Source organism: Streptococcus mitis (assembly GCF_002005545.1).
Lineage (GTDB): Bacteria > Bacillota > Bacilli > Lactobacillales > Streptococcaceae > Streptococcus > Streptococcus mitis_I.
In genome coordinates, this window is sequence record NZ_LBMT01000001.1 from 377,501 (window position 1) to 402,476 (window position 24,976).

At 39.6% G+C, this 24,976-nt stretch carries 22 protein-coding genes; 4 read left to right on the forward strand and 18 right to left on the reverse strand.

The window, feature by feature from the left end; genetic code table 11:
- Positions 1–149: 149 nt before the first annotated feature.
- Entirely contained in the window at positions 150–1,034 is an 885-nt protein-coding gene (locus QS39_RS01830; protein ID WP_004235732.1) for an SPFH domain-containing protein, read from the reverse strand.
- 258 nt (positions 1,035–1,292) lie between these two features.
- Between QS39_RS01830 and QS39_RS01835 the strand changes: the two genes are divergently transcribed.
- A complete protein-coding gene (locus tag QS39_RS01835; protein ID WP_142761231.1) occupies positions 1,293–2,150 on the forward strand; it encodes a 5'-nucleotidase, lipoprotein e(P4) family in 858 nt (285 codons plus the stop codon).
- Positions 2,151–2,790: 640 nt separating this feature from the next.
- Here the strand turns inward: QS39_RS01835 and adcA are convergent.
- The 16 genes from adcA to QS39_RS01915 form a co-directional block, all read right to left on the reverse strand.
- Complete coding sequence (adcA, locus tag QS39_RS01840) at positions 2,791–4,296, reverse strand: zinc ABC transporter substrate-binding lipoprotein AdcA (RefSeq protein WP_077804467.1); 1,506 nt, start codon at positions 4,294–4,296, stop codon at positions 2,791–2,793.
- A gap of 9 nt (positions 4,297–4,305) precedes the next feature.
- Complete coding sequence (locus QS39_RS01845) at positions 4,306–5,112, reverse strand: metal ABC transporter permease (RefSeq protein ID WP_000950030.1); 807 nt, start codon at positions 5,110–5,112, stop codon at positions 4,306–4,308.
- On the reverse strand, positions 5,105–5,809 hold the full coding sequence (locus QS39_RS01850) for a metal ABC transporter ATP-binding protein (RefSeq protein ID WP_001269496.1): 705 nt from the start codon (positions 5,807–5,809) through the stop codon (positions 5,105–5,107). The genes QS39_RS01845 and QS39_RS01850 overlap by 8 nt, the downstream gene beginning before the upstream one ends.
- The gene (adcR, locus tag QS39_RS01855) at positions 5,809–6,249 is read right to left on the reverse strand and encodes a zinc-dependent transcriptional regulator AdcR (RefSeq protein WP_001249314.1); all 441 of its coding nucleotides are present in this window, start codon (positions 6,247–6,249) and stop codon (positions 5,809–5,811) included. Before adcR ends, QS39_RS01850 begins: the two co-directional genes overlap by 1 nt.
- A gap of 149 nt (positions 6,250–6,398) precedes the next feature.
- Positions 6,399–7,667 (reverse strand): D-alanyl-lipoteichoic acid biosynthesis protein DltD, encoded by a 1,269-nt coding sequence (gene dltD / locus QS39_RS01860; RefSeq protein ID WP_077804468.1) that lies wholly within the window; start codon positions 7,665–7,667, stop codon positions 6,399–6,401.
- A complete protein-coding gene (gene dltC, locus QS39_RS01865; RefSeq protein WP_000351967.1) occupies positions 7,660–7,899 on the reverse strand; it encodes a D-alanine--poly(phosphoribitol) ligase subunit DltC in 240 nt (79 codons plus the stop codon). The genes dltD and dltC overlap by 8 nt, the downstream gene beginning before the upstream one ends.
- Before the next feature lie 13 nt (positions 7,900–7,912).
- Positions 7,913–9,157, reverse strand: a complete 1,245-nt coding sequence (gene dltB, locus QS39_RS01870) for a D-alanyl-lipoteichoic acid biosynthesis protein DltB (protein ID WP_077804469.1) — start codon at positions 9,155–9,157, stop codon at positions 7,913–7,915.
- Positions 9,154–10,704, reverse strand: coding sequence for a D-alanine--poly(phosphoribitol) ligase subunit DltA (gene dltA / locus QS39_RS01875; protein ID WP_077804470.1), 1,551 nt, complete (start codon positions 10,702–10,704; stop codon positions 9,154–9,156). The genes dltB and dltA overlap by 4 nt, the downstream gene beginning before the upstream one ends.
- A gap of 20 nt (positions 10,705–10,724) precedes the next feature.
- Positions 10,725–10,856 carry a teichoic acid D-Ala incorporation-associated protein DltX gene (locus tag QS39_RS01880; protein ID WP_000813667.1) on the reverse strand — a complete coding sequence of 44 codons (132 nt, stop codon included), beginning with the start codon at positions 10,854–10,856 and terminating at the stop codon, positions 10,725–10,727.
- A gap of 313 nt (positions 10,857–11,169) precedes the next feature.
- Entirely contained in the window at positions 11,170–12,348 is a 1,179-nt protein-coding gene (locus QS39_RS01885) for a ryptide export MFS transporter (RefSeq protein ID WP_077804471.1), read from the reverse strand.
- A 211-nt stretch (positions 12,349–12,559) separates the two neighbouring features.
- A complete protein-coding gene (locus QS39_RS01890; protein ID WP_077804472.1) occupies positions 12,560–14,137 on the reverse strand; it encodes an ATP-binding cassette domain-containing protein in 1,578 nt (525 codons plus the stop codon).
- A gap of 357 nt (positions 14,138–14,494) precedes the next feature.
- Complete coding sequence (locus QS39_RS01895; protein ID WP_077804473.1) at positions 14,495–15,358, reverse strand: helix-turn-helix domain-containing protein; 864 nt, start codon at positions 15,356–15,358, stop codon at positions 14,495–14,497.
- A 360-nt stretch (positions 15,359–15,718) separates the two neighbouring features.
- Positions 15,719–16,423 (reverse strand): MIP/aquaporin family protein, encoded by a 705-nt coding sequence (locus QS39_RS01900; protein ID WP_077804474.1) that lies wholly within the window; start codon positions 16,421–16,423, stop codon positions 15,719–15,721.
- Between the two features lie 69 nt (positions 16,424–16,492).
- Positions 16,493–18,319: a type 1 glycerol-3-phosphate oxidase gene (gene glpO / locus QS39_RS01905; protein WP_077804475.1), complete on the reverse strand. Its 1,827-nt coding sequence runs from the start codon at positions 18,317–18,319 to the stop codon at positions 16,493–16,495.
- Between the two features lie 41 nt (positions 18,320–18,360).
- Entirely contained in the window at positions 18,361–19,869 is a 1,509-nt protein-coding gene (gene glpK / locus QS39_RS01910) for a glycerol kinase GlpK (protein WP_000076788.1), read from the reverse strand.
- 159 nt (positions 19,870–20,028) lie between these two features.
- Entirely contained in the window at positions 20,029–21,456 is a 1,428-nt protein-coding gene (locus QS39_RS01915) for an AcpB/EbpR/MafR family transcriptional regulator (RefSeq protein WP_077804476.1), read from the reverse strand.
- A gap of 164 nt (positions 21,457–21,620) precedes the next feature.
- Between QS39_RS01915 and hslO the strand changes: the two genes are divergently transcribed.
- Genes hslO through QS39_RS01930 form a run of 3 tightly spaced genes read left to right on the forward strand, consistent with a single transcriptional unit; the run spans position 21,621 to position 24,013 of the window.
- A complete protein-coding gene (hslO, locus tag QS39_RS01920; protein WP_077804477.1) occupies positions 21,621–22,493 on the forward strand; it encodes an Hsp33 family molecular chaperone HslO in 873 nt (290 codons plus the stop codon).
- A complete protein-coding gene (gene dusB / locus QS39_RS01925) occupies positions 22,480–23,460 on the forward strand; it encodes a tRNA dihydrouridine synthase DusB (protein WP_180374981.1) in 981 nt (326 codons plus the stop codon). Before hslO ends, dusB begins: the two co-directional genes overlap by 14 nt.
- A gap of 1 nt (position 23,461) precedes the next feature.
- Entirely contained in the window at positions 23,462–24,013 is a 552-nt protein-coding gene (locus tag QS39_RS01930) for a cysteine hydrolase family protein (RefSeq protein WP_077804479.1), read from the forward strand.
- A gap of 71 nt (positions 24,014–24,084) precedes the next feature.
- On the opposite strand, the gene QS39_RS01935 is transcribed toward QS39_RS01930, so the two are convergent.
- Positions 24,085–24,765 carry a hypothetical protein gene (locus QS39_RS01935; protein WP_077804480.1) on the reverse strand — a complete coding sequence of 227 codons (681 nt, stop codon included), beginning with the start codon at positions 24,763–24,765 and terminating at the stop codon, positions 24,085–24,087.
- Between the last annotated feature and the right edge of the window lie 211 nt (positions 24,766–24,976).

A 24,976-nucleotide genomic window follows, 5' to 3' on the forward strand; every position in this document is an offset into this window, starting at 1 on the left:
AGCGTCGCCTTACCGTACTCAAGTACAGCCTGCGGCTAGCTTCCTAGTTTGCTCTTTGATTTTCATTGAGTATAAATGTATATCAATGTTCTTTGCTTTTCTTAACAAATGCAATGCAAAAAAAGCCTGTTGCCAAGCTCTTTAGTCTATTATTTCTTCTCAGCACGGAGGGCTGACAAGATTTGTGTACGGATATCATCAACACCATTTGGCGTATTTGGTAAAAAGATAGTCTGGTTTCCTTTAGAGGCAAAGGTATTCAAGGTATCCAAATACTGGTTGGTCAAAAGAATGGACATGATTTGCTCTTCTGTCATGCCAACATTGGCTTCCTTGAGTTCGGTGATAGACTCTGCCAATCCATCCACAATCGCCTTACGTTGTTGGGCAATCCCCACACCATGAAGGCGGTCTTTTTCTGCTTCGGCTTCAGCTGCAGTGACGATTTTAATCTTGTCAGCTTCTGCCAATTCTTGCGCTGCGACCCGCTTACGTTGCGCCGCATTGATTTCATTCATGGATTGCTTAACTTCTGCATCAGGTTCGACCTTGGTAATCAAGGTTTTCACGATAATATAACCGTAAGTTGTCATTTCTTCTGCTACTTGATGTTGAACTTCAAGGGCAATCTCATCTTTTTTCTCAAACAATTCATCCAAGGTTAATTTGGGAACAGAAGAGCGAAGAGCGTCTTCGATATAAGATTTAATTTGAGATTCTGGACGCATGAGTTTATAGTAAGCATCTGTCACGCTCTGCTCATTGACACGGTACTGGGTCGCCACATTCATCATAACGAACACATTATCCTTAGTCTTAGTCTCAACTACAATATCGCTTTGCAACAAGCGCAACTGAATCCGAGCTGCAATCGAGTCAATTCCAAAAGGCAATCGAATATGAATACCACTATTGGCAACCTTTTGGTATTTCCCAAAGCGTTCAATAATCGCCACCGACTGCTGACGAACCACATAAACTGTACTCAGTGTGACTATCACCAATAGGAGCACACAAACCACCACAAAAATCATCAAAAATGTTGCCATTATCGTGACCTCCATTATTATTTTTTCCTGTATTATAGCACATTTAAAGAAGGCTGTGCAATTTTTACTGCGATTTTTCCTGAAATGTCAATAATTAGAGGTGAAACTACATTTCAAGTTAGTAATCGCTTTTTTCATTACATTAACTTCTATAGAATCTACATCAATGGTCAGGGAATAACTTGCCTTAACTTTTCTCTCGTGCTATACTATTTATTGAAATGAATGAATAGGAGATATTTCATGAAAACAGCAAAAACTACTGTTACAATCCTTTCTGCACTTGCTTCTGTCGTCTTATTGGCTAGTTGTGCAACAAAGTCTACAGAAACACAGACAAACAATAGTAGCTCATCTGATAATCAAATTACAATGACATATGACCAACTACGGTCAAGAGAAAATACTATGTCAACCCTTTGGTATCAAAAATCAGCTGAAACTAAAGCCTTATACATACAGGGTTATAACGTTGCAACAAATCACCTAAAGGAATTGCTCAAAACAGAATCAGACAAACCTTACTCTATCGTTTTAGACTTGGATGAAACTGTCCTAGATAATAGCCCTTATCAAGTACAAAATGTCAAAGATGGTACAGCATTCACACCCGAAAATTGGGATGTTTGGGTTCAAAAAGCTGCAGCAAAAGCTGTCCCAGGCGCCAAGGATTTTCTTCAGTTTGCTGATCAAAACGGTGTCCAAATCTACTACATTTCTGACCGCTCAGCTAATCAAGTAGATGCTACCATTAAAAATCTTGAAAGTGAAGGAATTCCTGTTCAAGGACGTGATCATCTCATGTTCTTAGAAAGTGGTGTAAAATCCAAAGAGGGGCGTCGCCAAAAAGTTCAAGAAAAAACAAATCTTATCTTATTGTTTGGTGATAACCTTGTAGACTTTGCAGATTTTTCTAAGACTTCTGAGTCTGACCGTGATAAACAACTTGAAGAATTGCAAAAAGAATTCGGTGAAAAATTCATCATCTTCCCAAATCCAATGTACGGATCATGGGAATCAGCTGTATACGGTGGTAATAAACTAGATGCTAAAGGTCAAGTAGAAGAACGCCAAAAAGCCTTGCAAGGTTTTGATAAATAAAACAAATAAGCTGATTCTACATAAAATTAGGCTAACTTACAATCTTCAAAAAGTGGATAGGAAGGAATTCTGATAATCAGAACACTTTCCTATCCACTTTTATAATTGATATAACATCAAGCTTTTATACATCTGATACTATACGTTTTTTGATTTTAAAGACTTTTTGCCTATCCCCTATACTTCAAGAATTAAGCAATCTTGATGATCTAAATTTAATGTGGTATACTATTTTTGTCATCGGTTACCGATTACGTTCCTTACGGTTCGTGAGAGGAGGTGAAACTAATGAACTTTGCCCCAGAGCTCGTTCTTACTATTGTAGCGGACGTCATAGCAGGAATCATCTTGTATTTCGTTTGCAAATGGCTAGATGGTAAGAAGTAGACCGAATGACTAGCCTATCAACACCCGTTAAATCGCTAAGATACGTCAAAAAATCCCTTAACTACGGCCATAGTTAAGGGATTTGGTGTTCTAATGAACCTTGCCCGATAAAATTATTCTAACATACAGGTCCAGATATTTCAAGAGTTTTATTCATTGTTTAAAGTTCCTTAGGTATCTGAAAGGTCTCTAATAGAGTTAGCTATCTAGTACCCAAAAACCGACTAGCTCTTATGAACTAGTCAGTTTCTCATCAATGCGCCAACATTTCTTGGGCGATTTCTTGTCCAGATAGGTTATCTGGGTAGTAGGTTGGCCAGTTATCCATTTCTTCAAAGAGGGCTTCTTGGCTTGTACCTCCAAAGAAGATATGGAAATGTTCTGCCTTAACTGGGGCGATATTGTGGTCACTAAACTGAACATACTTGAATTGTCCAGCGTCCGCATCTGTGGCTTCAAAGAGGAAGCGCACGCCACGATTTCCTTTCTTATAAGTCAAGATTTTCTTTCCAACATACTTATAAGTGTATTTCTTACTTTGTCCACCTTGAACAAATTCCATAGTATTATCAGTAATGTTGATCTTAGTGACATCTGTCTGATAGCCTTTTGTATAGTAGGCCTTGTACTCACCCTGAGTCATCTTACCAGTCAACTTAGCCTTGTAGTCAAAGACTTGATCAAACGTGCCATCTTCAAGAAAAGGATAAACTGATTGCCAGTTACCTGCATAGTCACTCAAGGTGCGGTCCTTGACGTCTGCATCCTCAAAGTAACCATTTTGGACTGTCTTGGTATCCTCTGCCTTTTCAGGTTCGATAGCTGGGCCTTCTTGGTCCGTTGTTTGTTTCAGAGCCTTGAGGTTTTTCTCCATAACGGAGATGTAGTTTTCGCCAGCCTTGGTATCCTCTTCTGTCAGACTTTCTAAAGGATTGAGGACATCCGTTTTGACACCTGCCTCTTTTGAAAGTGTATTAGCAAGGGCTTGTGAAGCATTTTCCTCAAAGTAGATATAGGCAATTTTATTTTTCTTGACGTACTCTGTCAATTCTGCCAGACGAGCAGCTGATGGTTCTGCATCTGGAGAAAGTCCTGAGATTGCGACTTGTTTGAGTCCATAGTCCAAGGCGAGATAGTTAAAGGCTGCGTGCTGAGTCACAAAGCTCTTTTGTTTGGCTTGAGACAAGCCTTCTGCATAAGCCTTATCCAAGGCTTGTAATTTTTCGATATAGGCAGATGCGTTCTTTTCAAAGGTCTCTTTTTTATCAGGATAATCTGCTGATAGGCTATCACGGATGTGCTCTACAAGTTTAATGGCACGAACTGGTGATAACCAAACATGGGGATCGTACTCATGGTGATGACCTTCTTCTCCATGGTCATGGTCTCCCTCTTCTTCCTCACCACCTGGCAAGAGCAACATATCGCCTGTCGCCTTGATGGTTTTCACCTTTTTCTTATCCAAAGTATCTAGCAATTTAGGTACCCATGTTTCCATGTTTTCATTTTCATAAACGAAGGTATCTGCGTCTTGGATTTTGGCAACTGCCTTGGCAGACGGTTCGTATTCATGGGGTTCTGTACCAGCACCGATGAGGAGTTCTACATTAGCAGTATCTCCTGCGACTTGCTTGGTAAATTCATAGACAGGGTAAAAGGTTGTCACGATATTGAGTTTACCATCTACCTGTTTTTGATTGGAACAAGCCACTAAAAACAAGGCACATAGACTGGCTAGCAATAAGCTAATTTTTTTCACATTAGTCTCCTATTTGATAAAACGTCTTACTAAACTAATCAGTAAGAAGACAGTTACAAAAATAATGGTAATACTTGCACTTGCAGGTGTTTCTGCATAGTAGGAAATGTAAAGTCCTGCCACCATTCCCAAAAATCCAATAGCACTGGCAAGCAGCATAACCGATTTAAAGTTTTTCCCCAGACGCAGGGCAATACTAGCTGGCAAGACCATAATGGTCGATACCAGAAGAGCTCCCGCAGCAGGAATCATAAGGGCAATGGCCACCCCCGTCACCATGTTAAAAAGAATGGACATGGTACGAACTGGCAAGCCATCCACAAAGGCCGTATCCTCATCAAAGGTCAAAATGTACATCGGACGAAGGAAGAGGAAGGTCAAAATCAAAACAACCGCCGCAATGACAAAAAGGGAAATAACCTGCTCTTCGCTGATAGTCACGATTGAACCAAAAAGATACTGGTCCAAACTCATTGAGCTAGAGCTTTTACCCTTGCTCATGACAATCAGAGAAACAGCCAGACCTGTTGACATGAGGATAGCTGTCCCGATTTCCATAAAGCTCTTGTAAACCGTACGGAGATACTCCAGAAAGACAGCCGCAATCAAGACAATAGCAATAGTTGAAATAGTCGGAGAAATCCCCAGAACCAGACCAAAAGCTACACCCGACAGCGAGACGTGGCTAAGAGTATCACTCATCAAACTCTGACGACGCAAGATAAGAAAGGTTCCTAATACTGGCGAGAAAAGACTCATGGCAATAACGGCCAGAAAGGCACGTTGCATAAAGTCATAAGATAACAAACTAAGCATGGCCCACCTCCTGATCATTCTCATGAACGTTGAAACAACGCCATGGCGAGTCTTGGTTACGGACTAGATGAATATTACGGTCCGCATAATCCTTAACTTCTTCAGGGTCATGGGTAATCATCAAAACAGCCTTGCCATGATGATGGGCGCTGTGGTGCATGAGTTCGTAAAATTCGTTTTTACTTCCTGCATCCATCCCCGTTGTCGGCTCATCTAGAATAAACACATCTGGATCCGAAGCAAACATGCGCGCAATCACCGCTCGCTGCTTTTGTCCTCCGGATAGAGACCCCAAGCGTTTGTCTCGGTGTTCCCACATACCAACTGAGTCCAAACTAGCCTTGATATGCTCCTCATCATGAGCATTCAAACGACGGAACCAACCTTTTCGCGGGTAGCGACCCGACTTGACAAATTCATAAACTGTACTTGGAAAACCCGCATTAAAACTGGCAATCTGTTGAGGAAGATAGGCTATTCTCAATTTCTTACCCTGCGTATTTGTCTTTGAAATAGTCACCTTGCCAATGCGTGGTTGGAGGATTCCAAGACTGGCCTTGATTAATGTCGTCTTAGCCGCTCCATTTTCCCCAGTCAAGGTAACAAATTCCCCACTATCAACACTATAATTGATATGTTCAAGAACTGGCTCCTTATCATAATAGAAGGATAAATCCTCTACCGTAATATATCTCATTATTTGATTTCTCCTACTAAAGCAGTCAAAAACCGCTGAATCACTTTTTGTTCATTTGGAGTAAACTGAGTTGCCACTTGCTCATAGGTTAAAAGTGTATGCTCATGGTGATGGTGGTGCTCCTCAGCAATTGGACGAGCCAAATCAGTCAACTGATAAAAAATCACACGCGCATCCTTAGGATCTTTAGATGTTTCCAACATCCCTTCCTTGACCAAAGACTTAATGGCCTTGGTAACTGCCGCCTGACTGACATTGAGACGACGAGCCAACTCTGAATTTGTTAAAGATTCCTCTGACAAGAGCATGAGGATATGCTCCTGGGTATTGGTCAGGGCCACCTCGCTAGTACAATGACCTATTAGGATTTCATGCTGATTTTCCGCCTGCAAAATCACCTCATTCAAAAAGCCATCGATATCCTTCGCTAGCTGTCTCATATCTGACTCCTTTCCTTTTAGACTTCTCTTTTTTAAGAGAAAAATACTATTATTTGACATTTTGTTTACCAGTTAATTATATCACAAGCAAAAAAAGAGTCAAGAAAAAACGTGAAAACTAGTTTCATTCTTGAACTCTTCTATATTATCTATTGAAATTCTTTGACATCTCCATCATAAGTCGCCCAATCTTTGCTGAAAAAGCGCTCATTCAGATGGTAAGTCGGAGATGGTGTGGGATTGGATAGGAAAGGATCAACTGCCTTGTCAAAAGCCAACCAGCCCAACCAACCAATATGAATTGTATCTTTTACAAAATAAGGTTCAGCACCATTTTTTGAAAAATCTGCTATATTGGTAAAACCTTGGCTTTCTAACTGGTAACGAATTTTTTCAACTGCATGTTGATACATATCTTGATTTAATCCTGTATAATCCATCCATTTTTTATTAACAGGTTGAATCACAAACAATACATTCACTTTTGAATTCGCAAATTGATTCAAGACTAATTGCAAGTCATTATATTCGGATGATTTTAGAAAATTATAATTTTTCTGATAATCCTTCCACTTGTTTAAATCTTTCTTTACTTGCGTATCATAGAAACGATTTTCCATTCCCATATCATTATTCGTGGTATTTGCTTCAGCATCTTTTACAGCGATTTCTCTCAATTCGTCGTAGGAAAATTTATCTGGCAGGTCTTTTAAATACTTCTCCACGCGATCTCTATATTTTTCTCCATCATTCACTGACAATTGTCCAAATAGAAATGATTGTTTTTGGTTGAATCGTGCCAATGTATCTATAAGTGTCTTATCTATTTCTGAAAGTTGCTCACCCTCGGTTATTTTTTTAACTATATCTCCCAATACTACATTAGGATACTTTTTCATTAAACGCGTAGCGGCGTAACGACTTGACACATCTCCAGACTGATTTTCCAAAAAAGCACCCAATTGATCCGTGTTAAAATACCTACGAAAAACTGCAGGTTCATACTCCGTTTCTGTAAACCACTGAGGAGAAATAACAAAAACAGCTTGTTTATTTTCTAGCTCTGGCAATATTTGCTGCATACCAAAGTACTGATTCAAAGAAGCTGCTCCTGCTTGTCCTAAAAAATAGGGTCTATACGAACGATTGTACTTCTCCGCTAAAACAGCTGGATGCATACTATCAAATCGAATCCACTCACTAGAACCAAAAAAGGGAATGAATCGTAGACTTGGGTCCGAAAGAGCTCTCACTTTCTGAAATCTTTCTCTAAAACTTTGTGTACTAATCGCTGCTGCATATCGTTTTTCTTCTGATAAATTATAACTTTTACTAGTAGGATAAAAGAAAATGAGCAGAAAAACCAACAAACCAGCTATCAAGACCGGTCCGAAGATCATCCATAAGCGTTTAAGCATTTTGTAGCTCCACAATACCAGCTATGATTTTATTAGCTGTATTCCAGTCATCGCGACCAAACTCTGTTACAGGGACACGAATGTCAAAACGGTTCTCAATCTCCACAATCAATTCAACCGTTCCCATACTATCCAAGACACCTGCATCAAAAAGATCTTCATCCATCATGTCAGAAACATCTTCCATAAACAACTCATCAATAATTTCGATAACTTCTGATTTGATATCCATATTTTATTTCCTTTTATTTTTTAAACCATAAATCATTCAAAAATCCAGAAAAGATTAAGAATGACAGCATGACGACATGGAAGGTGACAACCATGCCAAGCAACTGAATCCAGCGATTCTCAGGTAGGGAAGCCTTCCCTGCTTTTTTCCGCTCCTTATTGAGCGTTTTTTTCTTGCGAATCCAGGCATCATTGATCACCAAGCCCAGTCCATGAAAGAGTCCATAGGCGATGTAGTACCAAGTCACTCCATGCCAAAATCCCATGATTAGCATATTGACAACGTAGGCCACACTTGAGGTTACATTGCGATTTTTAAAGACCTTCTTTCTGGTCAATACCATGACCATTCGCATAAAGACAAAGTCACGGAACCAGAAAGAGAGACTCATATGCCAACGATTCCAAAATTCCTTTAAATCCCTTGATAAAAAAGGTTTGTTAAAGTTGATAGGGCTACGAATTCCCATCAAATTTGAAATGGCTAAGGCAAACATAGAGTAACCTGCAAAGTCAAAGAAAAGTTCCAGACCAAAGGTATACATGACTGCCAAGGCATAGAGATTAAAGAAGCCACCTGACTGCAAGGCTAGATTCTTCAGAGGAGGCAACAAGGTCTCTCCTAAAACATGAGCTAGGATAAACTTATACAAAAAGCCCCACATGATATAGCGAACAGATTCATCCAGCATATCCATCAACTCATCTCGCTCAGGAATGGTCTGATAATTTTCATTAAACCGCTTAAAGCGATCGATTGGACCACTTGAAAAAGTCGGCATGAAGAGAAGGAAACGAAGGAATTCCCAGAGGGTAAAATCCTTAATCACTCCATCTCTCAGCTCGATGATAATCCCAACCGAACGAAAGGTCAGGTAAGAAATTCCCAAAAACCCAAGCAAAGACTGCGTTCCATTGATAGCTGGTTGCACCTTGACAAAGATAATCGGTAGTAGGGACAGAAAACTAACTAGGTAGAAGACCCACTTGCCATCCTTGCTTTTTCGATAATGCTTGTAGAAAAGCAGGAGCAATATTTCCCAGCAAAGGTAAATACCCAAGGCAACTAGTTGATTGGTCTTCCCACCTACTAACATGGTGACAATAAAGAAGAGACTTACCAGCACTTCATACCAGGCAAAGCGTTTCTTGAAAAAGAGACCGATAAAGATGGGCAAGGTTGCAGCAATCACATAGACAAAATACTGAGGATTGCCGTATGGCTCTAAATGAGGAAGCTGTTGAAAGAACTCCATCATCTCTTATTCACCTCGTTAATCAATCCTTTGATGTCAATTTTTCCATTTGGAGTCAGTGGCAAACTGTCTCGGTAAAGGAATTTAGATGGCATCATGTAGGACATCATGATATCTGTTAAATCTTCCTTGATAGCCTTGGTAATATCAATATCTCGCTCAAACTGCTCACGCACACCATCTTTTAAGATGACATAGGCCAACAGATTTTGCACCTTATGATCCTTGTTATAACGTGGAACAGCAACAGCAGACTCGATAAAGCGAGACTTGTTAAGATTTTGAGAGACATCTTCAAGCTCGATGCGGTAACCGTTGAACTTAATCTGGAAGTCCATGCGTCCGCCGTAGAGAAGTAAGCCTTCATCTGTCATAGTTCCCACATCTCCTGTATGGTAGGCTGGTAGACCTTCAAACTCAAAGAAGGCTTCTGCTGTTTTTTCAGGATTGTTCATATAACCTTTTGAAACGGCTGGTCCAGAAACAATGATTTCTCCCTGTTCGCCATTTGGCAGTTTATTCCCTTCCTCGTCAATGATAAAGGTTGGAGAATCAGCCTTGGTATAGCCGATTGGTAGGCGTTTGAGAGTCGCTAGCATCTCATCTGTCACGGCAACTGCTGACAGGGCCACTGTCGCTTCTGTTGGGCCGTAAGCATTGATAATACGGGCATTTGGGAAACGCTCGCGCAGTTTTTGAGCCGTTTTAACCGTCAATTCTTCGCCATCAAAGTAGAAATGCGTGATTCCAGGCATTTTCTCGCTATTAAAGTCTTCTGATAACATGGCCATATCCGCAAAAGAAGGGGTTGATGTCCAGATAGCGATTGGCAATGAAAAGATGGTCGCAAAAAGTTGCTTAAAATCCTGAGTAATAGCTGAAGGAAGAGCGAAAAGCGTACCACCCAGTGCCAAGGTCGGCGCCCAGTACATGACAGACAGGTCAAAAGAATAAGGTGGCTGAGCCAGCATTTGCGGACGACTTGGCGTCGCAAATTCCTTGTCTGTAATCATCCAGTTAGTAAAGCTGAGGAGATTATCATGTGAAATCTGCACTCCCTTTGGCTTACCAGTTGTACCAGAAGTAAAGATAATGTAGTAGTTATCATCACCCTTGACTGGATGCGTGATCTCATAGCTAGTCCCTTGGGCAAAGGCTTCTTGAACCTGAGCTAGATTCATCATAGGTGTCGAAACCTGCTCCAATGGAAAGTCTGAGATAGCAATAATCAAGCTTGGCTCTGCAACTTCTAAAATAGCCGAAACTCGCTCCAAGGCCGAATGGCTATCAATTGGAATGTAGGCGTGACCTGACTTAGTCAAGGCTACAAAAGTTGCCAACATTTCATATTCTTGGCCACCAAAAACGACCACAGGAGACTTCTCAGGCAAGCCTAGTTGGTCAATGGCTGTAGCTAAACTATCCGAATCAGCCTTCAAATCTCCATAAGTATGTTCCTGCCCCAAAACATTGTAAACAGGATAGTTAGGCTGTGTCTGAGCAAAATGCTCAATGGTTTCAATCATATCTGCTATTGGTTTATTTGACACAATAGGGATTCTCCTTCAAGTTAAAATTCATTATAGATAAAGCTTCCTTGACCCTGACCAAGATAGCTAAAGAAGTAAAGCAGCCCTAGAAAGATAAGAAAATACAAGGCTGTCCGACCAAGAAAGAGGTACAATTCTTTTCTCTGTTTCATCAAGAAAAACCATTCATTTCTGTAATTTTTGCTAAATAAGATAGACTCTTACTATAGTATTTTTCTACTATTGTACCACTTTATAGACTAGTTTTTCAATTGTTTACCGTAGATTTTCAGTAGATTTCAGTTTATTTTAAGAATTATGCGGTTTTTCTATGTATATTTCAAATAGAGTGATCCTGCTTCAAAACTCAATTTCAGCAGAAAATGAGGTAAATCTTTCCATAATAAAACGCACAATATCAAGTTTTTTCATCAACACCTGATACTATGCGCTTTTCTAATTTTTCAAGACTTTTTAACCAGTCTCTTATTTAAAATAATCTCGTCTGATATAAATTAAAATAGCTTCTATCATCAGACAAATGGCTGATAGCCAAAAACTTATGCTAATACCAAAACTCTCAGTAATATAGCTCATTAGCAAAACAAATACTGAAAATGCTAATGTCGAAATCACTTCAAGAACGGAATAGACATTAACCAAGTTATTTTCCTCTACTGTTTCCTGAAGAAATACAGTTTCAGGAACTTCTTTTAGCTGCGATAACATACCAACTAAAGCTGAAAATAATAAAAACATCTGTGCGTTTGGAAAATATAGAATAGTCAGTGTCACTATTGCCATGACTACAAGAGGAAAAAGAATACTTTCCCATTTAGCAGCAAGAAACTTTTCAGATAGCCTAAAAGCAATTAAGCCACTAATTATAATCCCGATAGAGTATGCTGTATTAGAATATCCCCAGTAACTTTCCGTTTCATTTAATAGCTCAGTTACAAAGACAAGTATGATAGACGAAACCCAAATCGTATTTGAGAAAATTTCAAATAAATTTGCTGATACAAAAAGTCTTAATCTAGGACCTCTAGCAACTAACTTCCAACCTTTGAGCAAAATTTCAAGATTAGTTTCTGACTCTAACACCTCCACTTCAGCGTTAGGAAGAAATAACATCAGAAAGCTAGAAATGATATACAAGATTAAAATGATAAACGTGGTAGGTAAAAGACCAATTGTTGCAAACAAGAGTCCACCTAATCCCCAACCCACCAATTGAACAGCTTCACCACTCATTGATAAGGCTGAGTTAGCCTTGCCCAAATCGGTCGCATAGCGTGGCACAATAGCATAGGAAACGGGTGCTGCAAAACCATCTAATATGGAAATTACAACAACAAATAGATAGGTTACCAAAGGCGCTACGGATTGCATTACGGTAAACATTCCTACCAGTATCGCCAATAATATAGTCTTTCCAAATTGGGATAAAGATAAAACCCTATTTAGCGCTAACCTTTTAGTAACTAAAGGAACTAAAAGACTCGCAACAAAAGAGGATATCCCTATTAAAATTGGAACTAGTGATGTGGCAATTACAGATTTTGAAATAATGTATATGTTAGCAATGATTGTTACTCTAAAGAAAATATCTGCTAAATTTGCAAACAATTGAGAGACTAACAACTTGACAAATGAATTAGACATGTAGCGCTCCTATAACATAAAAATATTTAACTGATAAATGGTATAGTAGACTTTGTTTGATAACTATTTGACACAAGATTAGGTGGTCAGAAATTGAATTTTTAACATTCCAACTTAGCCATAGTTTTTAGTTTTCACATCTTGAAATCAGCTAAAACAATACATAATACAGAATATATATTATAGATGGCAAGATACCGAACAAGTCTATTTATTTTATTCTATATTTTCCCAAATCAATTACTTGATTATAAACCGTTTCTGAATCAATATGATGAGCAACTTCAATCAAAATGATAGGCAACTGCAAAAGTAACTGGCGCACTTGATATGCATTGTCCTTGTCTAAGGATGATGTAACCTCATCTGCCAACACAATGTCTTTTTTCCGAAGCAGACAGCGAACTAATTCAAGTCGTAAACGTTGTCCACCTGAAATGTTTTCTCCATTATTTATCAGTTGATAATCCAAAATATTAGTGATTTCATTCGTTAAACCAACTTGTTCTAGGCAACAGAGTAATTCTTTGTCTGAAATCTCCTGTCCTAGTGTTAAATTTTCTCGGATTGTCCCATGTCTGAAAAATGGATTCTGAGAGATATAAGCGACATTCCCTTGATAATGAGTAAATTCTCGACCTGATTTATCACGTACGATAATTCTACCACTATTCGGACTTATCTTTCCTGCTACCAACTGTAGGAGAGTTGACTTTCCGGTACCACTAGCTCCCTTTATTAAAACTTTACTTGGCTTAGTTAATCTAAGTGACAAATCATAAAAGAGCACTTGCTCTCCAACCTGTTTTGAAACACCCTCTAAAACTAGCTCAGCTAAAGATTCGACTGTCGGATATGATGTTTCTAAACAAGATTCTTCCAATAATGAAAATATTTTTTCTTTCACTGTTTGCGATCGCTGTATATCAGATATGCTATACATAATTCTTTGAATAGGTCCGCTAAGATTCATTGTAGCTATATACATAGAGACCAAACTAGCTGTTGTTAACTCTATACCGCTCTTTTGTAATAAAAGACCAAGTGCAAGAGGTAGTACCTGACTAAGGAATTCTAAAGGACCATTGAAAAAATAAACGACATTGCTAGTCCATTCATTTTTCCAACGAGCATTCTCGTAACACTCGTTATTTTTTCTCATCTTAGCAAAGTTTTCTTTACTAGCGCCATAAAAATATATCGTATCTGCTCCCTTAAAAAAATCTCCTACAGATAGATGAAAAGCTTTTTGCATTTCCGAAAAATTTGCACCACTTTTCATTAAACGATTATTCATTACCCATTGAGGCAATGGTCGAAGAAAAGAGAACACGATAAAAACAAGACCAAGCCAAAAATTTTGCACCAAAATAAAAACAATCGTTGTACAAAGTATAAAAACTCTTCCAACTATCATATCCAGGGGTAAAAAGAAGCGATTATAGAGCAGTTCCATATCTTGTGTAACAATTGAAACTTTTTCATCATATACAACATTTTCTTTCAAAAATAGTTTCTTAATAAGCTGATCTTTTAAACGAATTTGCAGATGACGCTGCAGATTATTACTGACAAAATTTGCTAGCAACATCGTGCTATAAAAAAACAGGTGCAGACACAGGCCATATAAAACAAAGTATGAAATTGTACCAATTGTAAGTTGATCTTCACGAATATTCAATAGCTTATCCAATAACAATGGCTTTATTAGAGCCATCCCGCTATTCAAAAGTACTCCTATTAAAAAATAGATAAAAATATTAGTTTTAATGTATTTTAGAAATTTCATAAATAAGCCTATCTAAAAGAAAGCGAATAGATATAAAAGCCTCAGTCTAAAAGTTATAAACAAATTAACTCCAACTGAGACTATACAATAATTTAATTAATCTATATATGATGCTGTTTATTAAGAGTGATTATTGTTACTATTGAAAAATAATTCTCCTGTTTCACTTTTCTTTCTTAAAATATATGGAGATAGAACTTACATATTAAATACCTCAAAATTCATAATTATGGTGATAAATTCGAAAAATCCTATCGCTCAAATACAATGAACTGATAAAACAACCGTAATTGAAATTTCTAAAGACAATTCTACCAAAATATTATTTCGAGATACTTCCTTTCCCATATCTGCGTATTACTTTTTACTTGCTAAAATTTTTTCTAAGTGCCTTTCATAATTCTTTGCCAAATGGTTACTTCCCGCTAATTTCATTGCTCCAATACACTTCCTCATTTCAATAATTGCTTTACAATCCATCTCTTTTTTGTAGCGATACAGATGTTGTGCATACTGAAACACCAACCGTTCATAAATTTCTATCTCGGTGAAAAAGCATTGATTCAGTTGCTTTTCAAAATACAAAGCATCAAGAAATTTTCCTCTTTCAATACATGTGATATATCCGTTCAATAGCATAGATGAAATCAGTCGTCTATTATTAGGAATTTCTTTATAAAAATCAGAACGTCTAGACATCTCTCTAGCCAAAACCATAAAGACATCGTGTTTTAGGACATCTAACGTATTTGAAAAAATCAATAATTCATAGTATCCCCAATATTCAACACTAAAGAGATAGTCAGTTAGATAAGATAAATCATCACCAGAATAATAAGCTTCTCCAGATAAATCTTGTAAACGAATTTTTAATAAAATAATGTTAAGCTTATGAAATTTCTCTTGTTTAGAATCTGACTCCATCTGAGAATAAAGTAGTTTTTTCAACCCATCAACATCATGATTTGATACAAAATGCCTAACCTTTGATAAGAGTTCGTTCAGTTCATCACGATGAAAATCATGAACAGCATACATAAATTCATCAATAGGCATGTTAATTTCATCCAAAATAGCCATAAATTTTGAAATGGTTAAATCAGTCTCTCCCTTTTCAAAACGTGAGAGCTGTGATGTTGATATACCAGCTTTTTCGACATCTTTTAAGCGAAAACCTCTAGATTCTCGAAACTTTTTAAAAATTTCTCCAAATTTTTTCATAATATCTCTCCAACAAGCATATATGGGAACAGTTTTTGATTTTTAATATTTTAGCATAAAATAGAAGAAAACAAAAGTGAGGTATTTCACATGAAAAAACAAAAATTATTGCCTTTATTATTCCTAATTTTGGGAGGAATTATGATTATAGTTGTTGGCTAGTACTAAGAAGTTAGTTAGTAGAATAATTACATCTTCAATCGAAAAAGAGACTGGGAAAAAGTCTTAAAAATCAGAAAAACGCATCATATCAGGTGTTGAAAAACTTGATATGATGCGTTTTATTATGAGAAGATTTACTTCATTTTTTCCTGAAATTGAGTTTTTACCCAATCACTATCAAAATAAATGCTTTCTAAATTAGAAAAGTGAGAATACAAGAACAGCCAAGCCTGCACCAATAACAGGTCCCACAACAGGAATCCAAGCGTAAGACCAGTCTCCGTCTCCTTTGTTTGGAATTGGCAAGATGCTGTGCATGATACGAGGACCAAGGTCACGAGCAGGGTTCAAGGCATAGCCTGTTGTCCCACCAAGTGATAGACCGATACCGACAATCAAAGTTCCTACTGCAAAGGTTCCGATACCTGCCTGAAAATCGTAAAGACCCAAAGCAAAGATTGTTAATACCAATACAAAAGTTCCTAGGATTTCACTAATCAAGTTAGAAACTGTATCTTTGATGGCTGGTCCTGTGCTGAAAGTAGCCAAAATATTGCCTGCATTTTCTTCTGCCTCATAATGCGGTTTGAATTGCAACCAAACCAAAATCTGACCGAGCATAGCCCCTGCGAACTGGGCTAAGATATAAGGCAAAACGGAAGCCCAAGGCAAACCACCTTTCAAGGCCACACCAATCGTCACAGCTGGGTTTAAATGAGCTGGACTGAGCTTGCCAGATACAAAGACCGCAACTGCAACTGCAATCCCCCAACCCATGGTAATCACAATCCAACCTGAACTGTTGCTCTTGGTTTTAGGAAGAACCACACCAGCAACAACACCATTTCCTAGAAGAATCAGGATTAAAGTCCCTAAAAATTCTCCAAATAATTCATTCATCATCTTTCTGTCTCCATTAAAAAGAAGGGGCGGGCGGCAAGGAATGCTGCCCTCCACCTCTTTTATTTTTTCTTAATTTTTTAATTCTGCTAAATCGTTGTTAGCGAGAGCCGCTTCGACATCCGCACGGTAGCCTGCTTTTTCTTCTTCTGACCAATCATAGAATCGTCCCATTTCATTCAAAACTGGCTCAACGATACTATCCAAACTATCACGCATAAAGAGCATATGGTTGGTACGACGAAGAAGGAAGTCAACTGGGCTAAGTGCCAACTCATTGCGCATTGCATAGTGAAGGGACAAGGTATCTGCCAAGCTGAGTCCTGGTGCTTGTTCCAAGCTGTGAGCAAGGGCAAAGACCTTCGGTGCATTTGAACCGTAAAGATTTGCTAGGTAATGAGCTTCCTTGCTATCCAAGCCACGTGACACTCCAAGTTGCGCAAAGGCTTCGATTTCTGAGTCCACATTTGCTGGGTTCAATTCCCCACCTGAAACAGGGTAAGTCTTAGAGTTGATCAGTTTAAAGCTACGGTCAAATTCTGCTTTGAGGATGTCAACCACGCGCTCCATAGCTCCTTCAGCCATCTTACGGTAGTCTGTGATTTTACCACCAGCAAGAGTCAAGAGCCCATTATCATCTCGGTCCAAGCTCGAACCACGAGAAACTGCAGATGGGTCCAAATGTTTCTCAGAGGTACTGCTTTCAAGCTTGCTGACAGCAGACTCAACATCTTCACGCGTTTTTTCTTTAGAGAGATAAGATTCAACAGTCGCAATCAAGTTGTTAAAGCTTTCATCACTGATGGTTCCGTTATTTCCTCCATTGTAGTCAGAAGCGCTATTGCCTGCGATCAATGGACGAAGACCTGCCCAGCTACTTTCGATATCATCAATGGTGATATTGGCTTCTGGGAAGCGGTTGTTGACAATGCCAAGTAGATAATCTACATCTTCCTGCGTCACTTTTGGATGTTCCAAATCACCTGTGTAGTCTGTATCAGTTGTACCGAAGTAAGTCTTATTTTCACGTGGGAGAACAAAGACCATACGGCCATCACCCAAACCTGTGTCAAAGTAAACTGGCTGTGAAACCTTGATCTTGCTTGAATCCACTACCAAGTGAACTCCCTTAGTTGGACGCATTTGTGAGAATTGGGTTCCCTTATTAGACAAATTGCGTACTTTGTCGCTCCAAGGACCTGTTGTGTTAATAACCAGACGGGCCTTGATTTCAAAGACGTGGTCTGTCAAGAGATCACGAGCTACAACACCTGTAATCTTGCCACTTTCGTCAAATAGGAAACCTTCTGCTTTAACGTGGTTGGCAATGAGGGCACCGTCTTGGTTGGCACGTTTGATGTTTTCAATCACGAGACGTGCATCGTTGTTACGGAAGTCAAGGTAAACCCCACCTCCTACCAAGCCTTCTTTCTTCAAGTTTGGCTGGCGTTCCAAGACTTCTTCCTTGCTCAAGACCTTGTTAGCAGCTGGTGTGTTGTTAACTCCTGCCAAAAGGTCGTAAAGATCCATAGCTACTTTAAGACGGAAGAGGCTAAAGGTTGCTCCATCTTCTTCATAAACTGGCAAGAGCATTGGATCTGGTTTTGGAATGTGTGGAGCGATTTGTTGAACTACAGCACGTTCTGAAACTGTATCTGAGACCACTTCTACGTCGAATTGTTTGAGGTAACGAAGACCGCCGTGAACCAATTTTGTTGAACGGCTGGATGTTCCTTCTGCGAAGTCCTGCATTTCAATCAAACCAGTATCTAGACCACTAGCTGCCGCCTGCAAGGCTACACCAGCACCAGTGATTCCTCCACCGATAATCAAGAGGTCCAAGGTACGTTCCTGCATTTTTTGAATTGATAATTCACGTGTTTTCTTTGAAAATTCCATATTTACACACTTTCTAACTGAGTCGCTTTATTCTTCCAGTATTAGTCGTCTACTTCCGCAAAGACTTGAGTTGCTTTTACAGCTTTCTTCCAGCCCTTATAGAGTTGTTCCTTACGAGATTCATTCATAGATGGTTCAAAGAGTTCTCCTGTCTCGTTCAAGAGTTTCAACTCATCCAAGTCTTTCCAATAGCCCACTGACAAACCTGCTAGGAAGGCTGCCCCTAGAGCTGTTGTTTCCAAGTTTTTGGCGCGTGCGATGTCGATTCCCAAAATATCAGCTTGGAACTGCATGAGGAAGTTGTTCATAGCTGCACCACCGTCTACTTTCAAGACTTGGATAGCTGTCTGAGCATCCACTTGCATGGTGTCGATGATGTCACGTACTTGATAAGCAATAGATTGAAGAGTTGCCTTAATAAAGTCTTCTTTACTTGTTCCACGAGTCAAACCAAAGACAGAACCACGAGCGTTTTGGTTCCAGTATGGAGCACCTAGACCTGTAAAGGCTGGAACGACATAAACTTCATCATTATTATGAGAATCACGAGCGTATTTTTCAGATTCTGGTGAATTTTCTACCATGCGAAGACCGTCACGAAGCCACTGAATGGCACTTCCTGCGATGAAGATTGAACCTTCCAAGGCATAGTAAACCTTGCCATTGATTCCGTAACCAATCGTTGTCAAGAGGTTATTTTCAGACAACTGCATCTCTTCACCAGTATTCATGATGATGAAAGAACCTGTTCCGTAAGTATTTTTAACCATACCAGGTTCAAAGGCTAACTGTCCAAAGAGGGCTGCCTGTTGGTCACCAGCCATACCTGAGATTGGCACTTGTCCACCATAGAAATGGAATGGCGCTGTCTTACCGTAAATTTCAGAGTTAGAACGAACTTCTGGAAGCATAGCCTTAGGAATGTTGAGGATTTCTAAAATCTCATCATCCCATTTGAGTTCTTTAATGTTATAAAGCATGGTACGAGCTGCGTTTGAGTAGTCGGTCACGTGAGCCGCACCGTCAGTCAATTTCCAAACCAGCCAAGTATCGATAGTACCAAAGAGCAATTCTCCTTTTTCAGCTCGTTCTTGAGCGCCTTCTACATGGTCCAAAATCCAACGAACCTTGGTAGCAGAGAAGTAAGCATCGATGATCAAACCAGTCTTTTCATGGAATTTTTCCACATAACCTTGACTTTTTAGTTGTTCAGCCAAAGGAGCTGTCTGGCGTGACTGCCAAACGATAGCATTGTAGATAGGAAGTCCTGTTTTCTTATCCCAGACGACAGTTGTTTCACGCTGGTTGGTAATCCCTATTGCTTCGATTTGATTTGGCTTGACACCACTTTCGATGAAAGCTCCAGCAATAACAGACTGGACGGAATTCCAAATTTCATTGGCATTGTGTTCAACCCAACCTGCCTGAGGGAAAATCTGAGTAAACTCTTTTTGACTCGAGCTAACCTTTTCCCCTTTTTTGTTGAAAATGATGGCACGAGAACTTGTAGTTCCCTGGTCAATGGCCATAATGTATTTTTCTTGTGACATGTGCTGTCCTCCTGATAAAGATCTTGAGGATGTTTCCTCTTTACACTAACTAGTATACAAAATAAAGCGCTTTCTTGTTCATCAACTTTTTTTTATTTTTTAAAAAATGTGAGGAGATTGTGTGAATTTCACAAAAAAGACCTGGAACAACCAAGCCTTTTAAGTAAATAATAACTGACGAATCGCTACCAAATCTTCCATATCCAAGTCGTTTTTTAAATAATAAACTGGTGTCTGTTCCTTCTTATGAATCGGGTTATTTGTAACCAGCAAATCATAATGCCGAGTTCGGTCATAGGCTTCAATAGTAATAAAACGATTATATTCCAAATACCGTTTCAAAATAGCAGCCATCCTTGAAAAGACAAGAAAACCAGATGTCAAATCCAGACCAATCCGCATATGCTGGCCACCATTTTCAGCCATATATTCTATCAACTGGAGCCATTCCCAGAGAATTTTCTTATCCAAATCCGTCCCCTGCTGAAAGGCAGGTAGAGCATGAAAAATCTCCTCTGCCGTTCCCCTAAAATCATGTTCCATCAGCAAATATGGATGACGATTCTCTAACTGGTACTTGTAGCGATCCTGTAAGATATAGCCCTTATAGAGATAGACTTGAGCACAAAGCTGACTGAGTTCATAGGTGACATGGTCCTCTGTATAGTCCCCCAATAGTTCCTCCTTCTTCATTTCTTGAATCAATTGCGTCAGCAAATCTGCCAACTGCCCTCCAAAACCAAGAATATACTCCATAGTATGAAGGGGAAGAATACGATGAGACAAGAGGAAAGAGAAGAATATCATCATCTCACCATCCTCAGTTCCTAGAGGAAGGTGTTGCCCAGCAAAAAAGGACGGAGCCTTTCTCAGCAAACGAAGGTAGAAAATATTGTCAAAATACCCTCGCATTTTTTCTTCTATGACTTGAAACTGACAGGCATTGACCCGGAGACGCTGTTGACTGATATGAGCCCAGAGAACCAAGTCCAATTTCTGGCCCGAAGACAAGCTAGCACCGCAGATTTCTTCTAGAGTAGCAATATCCTGCTTTCTCTCCGCTTTCTGCATATGACTTTCCCACTCCTGACTGGACCAGACCTTGCGGAAAAGACAGAAATAGAAATAGCGAATCTGATGCTCTGGACCTCGCCAACGACCATTTTGGATGGATAAGTCAAACTCTGACAAAATCTGATTTAAGCTAGCTAAGTGACGACCAAGCGTAGCCTCGCTAATCATCAATTCTTGAGCCAGCTGATGGGCTAAAAACTGTTGGTGGTAGAGAAGATAGACTAAAATTTGGTATTTAACAGCATTCTCCAAAAACAAGCTCCGGATCTCTCTCCCCTTGGTAGCTGCACCGATTAACAGACGCAGATTTTCATCTTCTAAGGAGATGTTCAGCTCTAAGCCACTGTCCAAAGCCTTGTCATTGAGCAGGGTGACATATTTGGTTAGGGTTGCTTTTGAAAATCCTGTTTCCTCCATTACAGCCTTGACGGTCGTCTGAGACTCTTGTAATAGAAAGGAAAGGATTGAAAATTGGCCAGATTCGGCCTTTTCCATCAAATCTCCTAAATACATTTGTTACCCCTTTCATTTTCTACCTTAAGCATAGCATAAATCTTACAAATGCTGAAATAATCTGTTTCTCTTTTTATTCTTATGCAGATTTCCTGGTCCATTATCCTGAAAATCAGCAAACACACGGCTCCCCCTTTGGGCATTTTTATGCTAAAATAGTAGCTATGGATAAAATTATTAAAACAATATCAGAAAGCGGAGCCTTTCGTGCTTTTGTCCTTGATAGCACAGAAACTGTCCGCACTGCTCAAGAAAAACACCAAACCCAAGCTAGCTCAACTGTAGCGCTTGGTCGAACTCTTATCGCTAGCCAGATTCTCGCAGCCAATGAAAAAGGAAATACTAAACTAACAGTTAAGGTGCTGGGATCTAGCTCACTAGGTGCTATCATCACCGTCGCTGATACCAAGGGGAACGTCAAAGGTTACGTTCAAAATCCTGGTGTCGATATCAAAAAGACTGCAACTGGTGAAGTCCTAGTCGGACCTTTTGTTGGAAACGGTCAATTCCTCGTTATCACAGACTACGGTACTGGAAATCCTTACAACTCTATGACTCCCCTTATCTCTGGGGAAATCGGTGAAGACCTTGCCTTTTACCTGACTGAAAGTCAACAAACCCCTTCAGCAGTCGGTCTCAATGTCCTTTTGGACGAGGAAGACAAGGTCAAGGTTGCAGGCGGTTTCCTAGTCCAAGTCTTGCCGGGAGCCAAGGAAAAAGAGATTACTCGCTTTGAAAAACGCATCCAAGCAATGCCAGCTATCTCAACTCTTCTCGAAAGTGAAGACCATATCGAAGCCCTCCTCAAGGCAATCTACGGTGACGAGGCCTACAAGCGTCTTTCTGAAGAAGAAATCCGTTTCCAATGTGACTGTAGCCATGAACGCTTTATGAACGCTCTTGCTAGCCTTCCAAGCTCAGACCTACAGGAAATGAAAGAGGAAGACCACGGGGCAGAAATCACTTGTCAATTCTGCCAAACTACTTACAACTTTGATGAAAACGACCTGGAGGAACTCATTCGTGACAAATCTTAATACACCTTTTATGATTGGCAATGTTGAGATTCCCAATCGTACTGTTTTAGCACCTATGGCTGGTGTCACCAACTCAGCCTTTCGTACTATCGCAAAAGAGCTTGGGGCTGGACTCGTTGTCATGGAGATGGTCTCTGACAAGGGAATCCAATACAACAACGAAAAAACCCTGCACATGCTTCATATCGATGAAGGCGAAAACCCTGTTTCTATCCAACTTTTTGGTAGTGATGAAGACAGCCTAGCACGCGCAGCAGAATTCATCCAAGAAAACACCAAAACCGATATCGTGGATATCAACATGGGCTGCCCAGTTAACAAAATCGTGAAGAACGAAGCTGGCGCTATGTGGCTCAAGGATCCAGATAAGATTTACTCTATCATCAACAAGGTCCAATCTGTCCTTGATATCCCCCTTACTGTCAAGATGCGTACTGGCTGGGCCGACCCATCTCTGGCAGTAGAAAATGCCCTCGCTGCTGAAGCAGCAGGTGTTTCTGCCCTTGCTATGCACGGCCGTACCCGTGAGCAAATGTATACAGGTCACGCAGACCTTGAGACTCTCCATAAAGTTGCTCAAGCTTTAACCAAGATTCCCTTCATCGCCAACGGTGACATCCGTACGGTCCAAGAAGCCAAACAACGCATCGAAGAAGTCGGTGCTGACGCAGTCATGATTGGCCGCGCTGCCATGGGAAATCCTTACCTCTTCAATCAAATCAACCATTACTTTGAAACAGGAGAAATCCTACCTGATTTGACCTTTGAAGACAAGATGAAAATCGCCTACGAACACTTGAAACGTTTGATTAACCTCAAAGGGGAAAATGTCGCAGTTCGTGAATTCCGAGGACTCGCTCCTCACTACCTCCGTGGAACATCTGGCGCTGCCAAACTTCGTGGAGCTATTTCACAAGCTAGCACTCTAGCAGAGATTGAAGCTCTCTTACAATTGGATAAGACTTAAAATGGTTCATACTGCTCTACTGATTATCGATATGCAAAAAGCATTTGAGAACCCTATCTGGGGAGAACGGAACAACCCTCAAGCTGAACAACAAGCGTTGAGGGTACTGGCATACTTTCGTAAACACGCTCTTTCAGTCTTACATGTTCAACACATATCTGACAATCCCCAGTCGCAATTTCATAACAAACAAAATCAGGTGTTTAAAAGTGGATTTGAACCAGTTGCTTCCGAACCTGTCTTTCAAAAAACGGTTAATAGCGCCTTTATTGGAACAAATCTTGAAACATATTTACGAAAAAATCAGATTTGTCATTTAGTCGTTGTTGGTTTGACCCTGCCTCATTGTGTATCTACTACGACACGAATGGCAGCAAATCTGGGTTTTGAAGTCACTTTACTAGCAGATGCTACTGCCAGTTTTACCCTATCTAACAAAAACGGTCAGGCCATCTCTCCTGAGACTATCCATGAGATTAATCTCCTTTCTCTACAAGATGAATTTGCTCAAATTCTTACTACAGAAGAATTTTTAACCCAAGTACAAGTATAAAAGAATCCGTCAACTCTTATTTGAGCTGACGGATTCTTTTATACTTGTAAAAATTCAAATACTGAGGGTTATTATTGACTCAAAGCAACACTGGAAACCTTACCATCCGCTCCTGTTGTAATTTGGATGATTTTTCCTCCACCAATTTTGGCATTATACTTGCCACTATCAAGAGTATAAGAGTAGCCTCTGATAGAGTAATTTTCTTTCTTTCCATCAGCAGATTCTACTGTAAATTGACCACCTGATGAAACTGTGATAGTTTCCCCATTTGCTCCCTTCCAGTTGCCAGCTGCTGCTGAGAAATCACCATCTACCATGGCTAAAACACCCTTGTAGCGTTTATTTTGCTCTGCTTGTTTGTCTTGAAGTTTGCGATCAGTTGTAGGATCATAGCTTGATTGGTTAGACTGGGTTTGAGGAGTCTGAGCAGGAGTTTGTTGACTAGCCGCCTGTTGATTAGACACCTCTTGACCTTGTCTTTGCTCTGGTGCAGGTGTTGCTGGTGATGATGTTGTAGTTGCTGCAGACTGGTCAGTAGACGCCTTGGCCTTTTCAGATGAAACTGAACTTGAGGACTTCTGAGTCTTGCTTTCTTTGCTAGCAGAAGCTGCTTTAGAACTTGATGATTGTCTTGTCTTAGCAGAACTGCTTGCTTGAGTTGTTTCCTTTTTATTTCCACAAGCTCCCAATAGCAAGGTAGAAGCCAATACAGTTGCTGCCATCAATTTGATATAGGTTTTCTTTTTCATTTTTCTACTCCTTTGTAATGTTTTAGAAATATAATGAAATCTTTTTGTAATATAATTGTAACATTTTGTTTTAAATATGTCAACGATTTATTTAAACTATTTTAAAAATCTCACATAATTTAAACACCTTTACTCCTCCTACTCTTCTATTCGTAATAAAACAGAAAAACAGGAGATTTTCCTGTTAAAAATTTAAATTTGTTTTGTATAA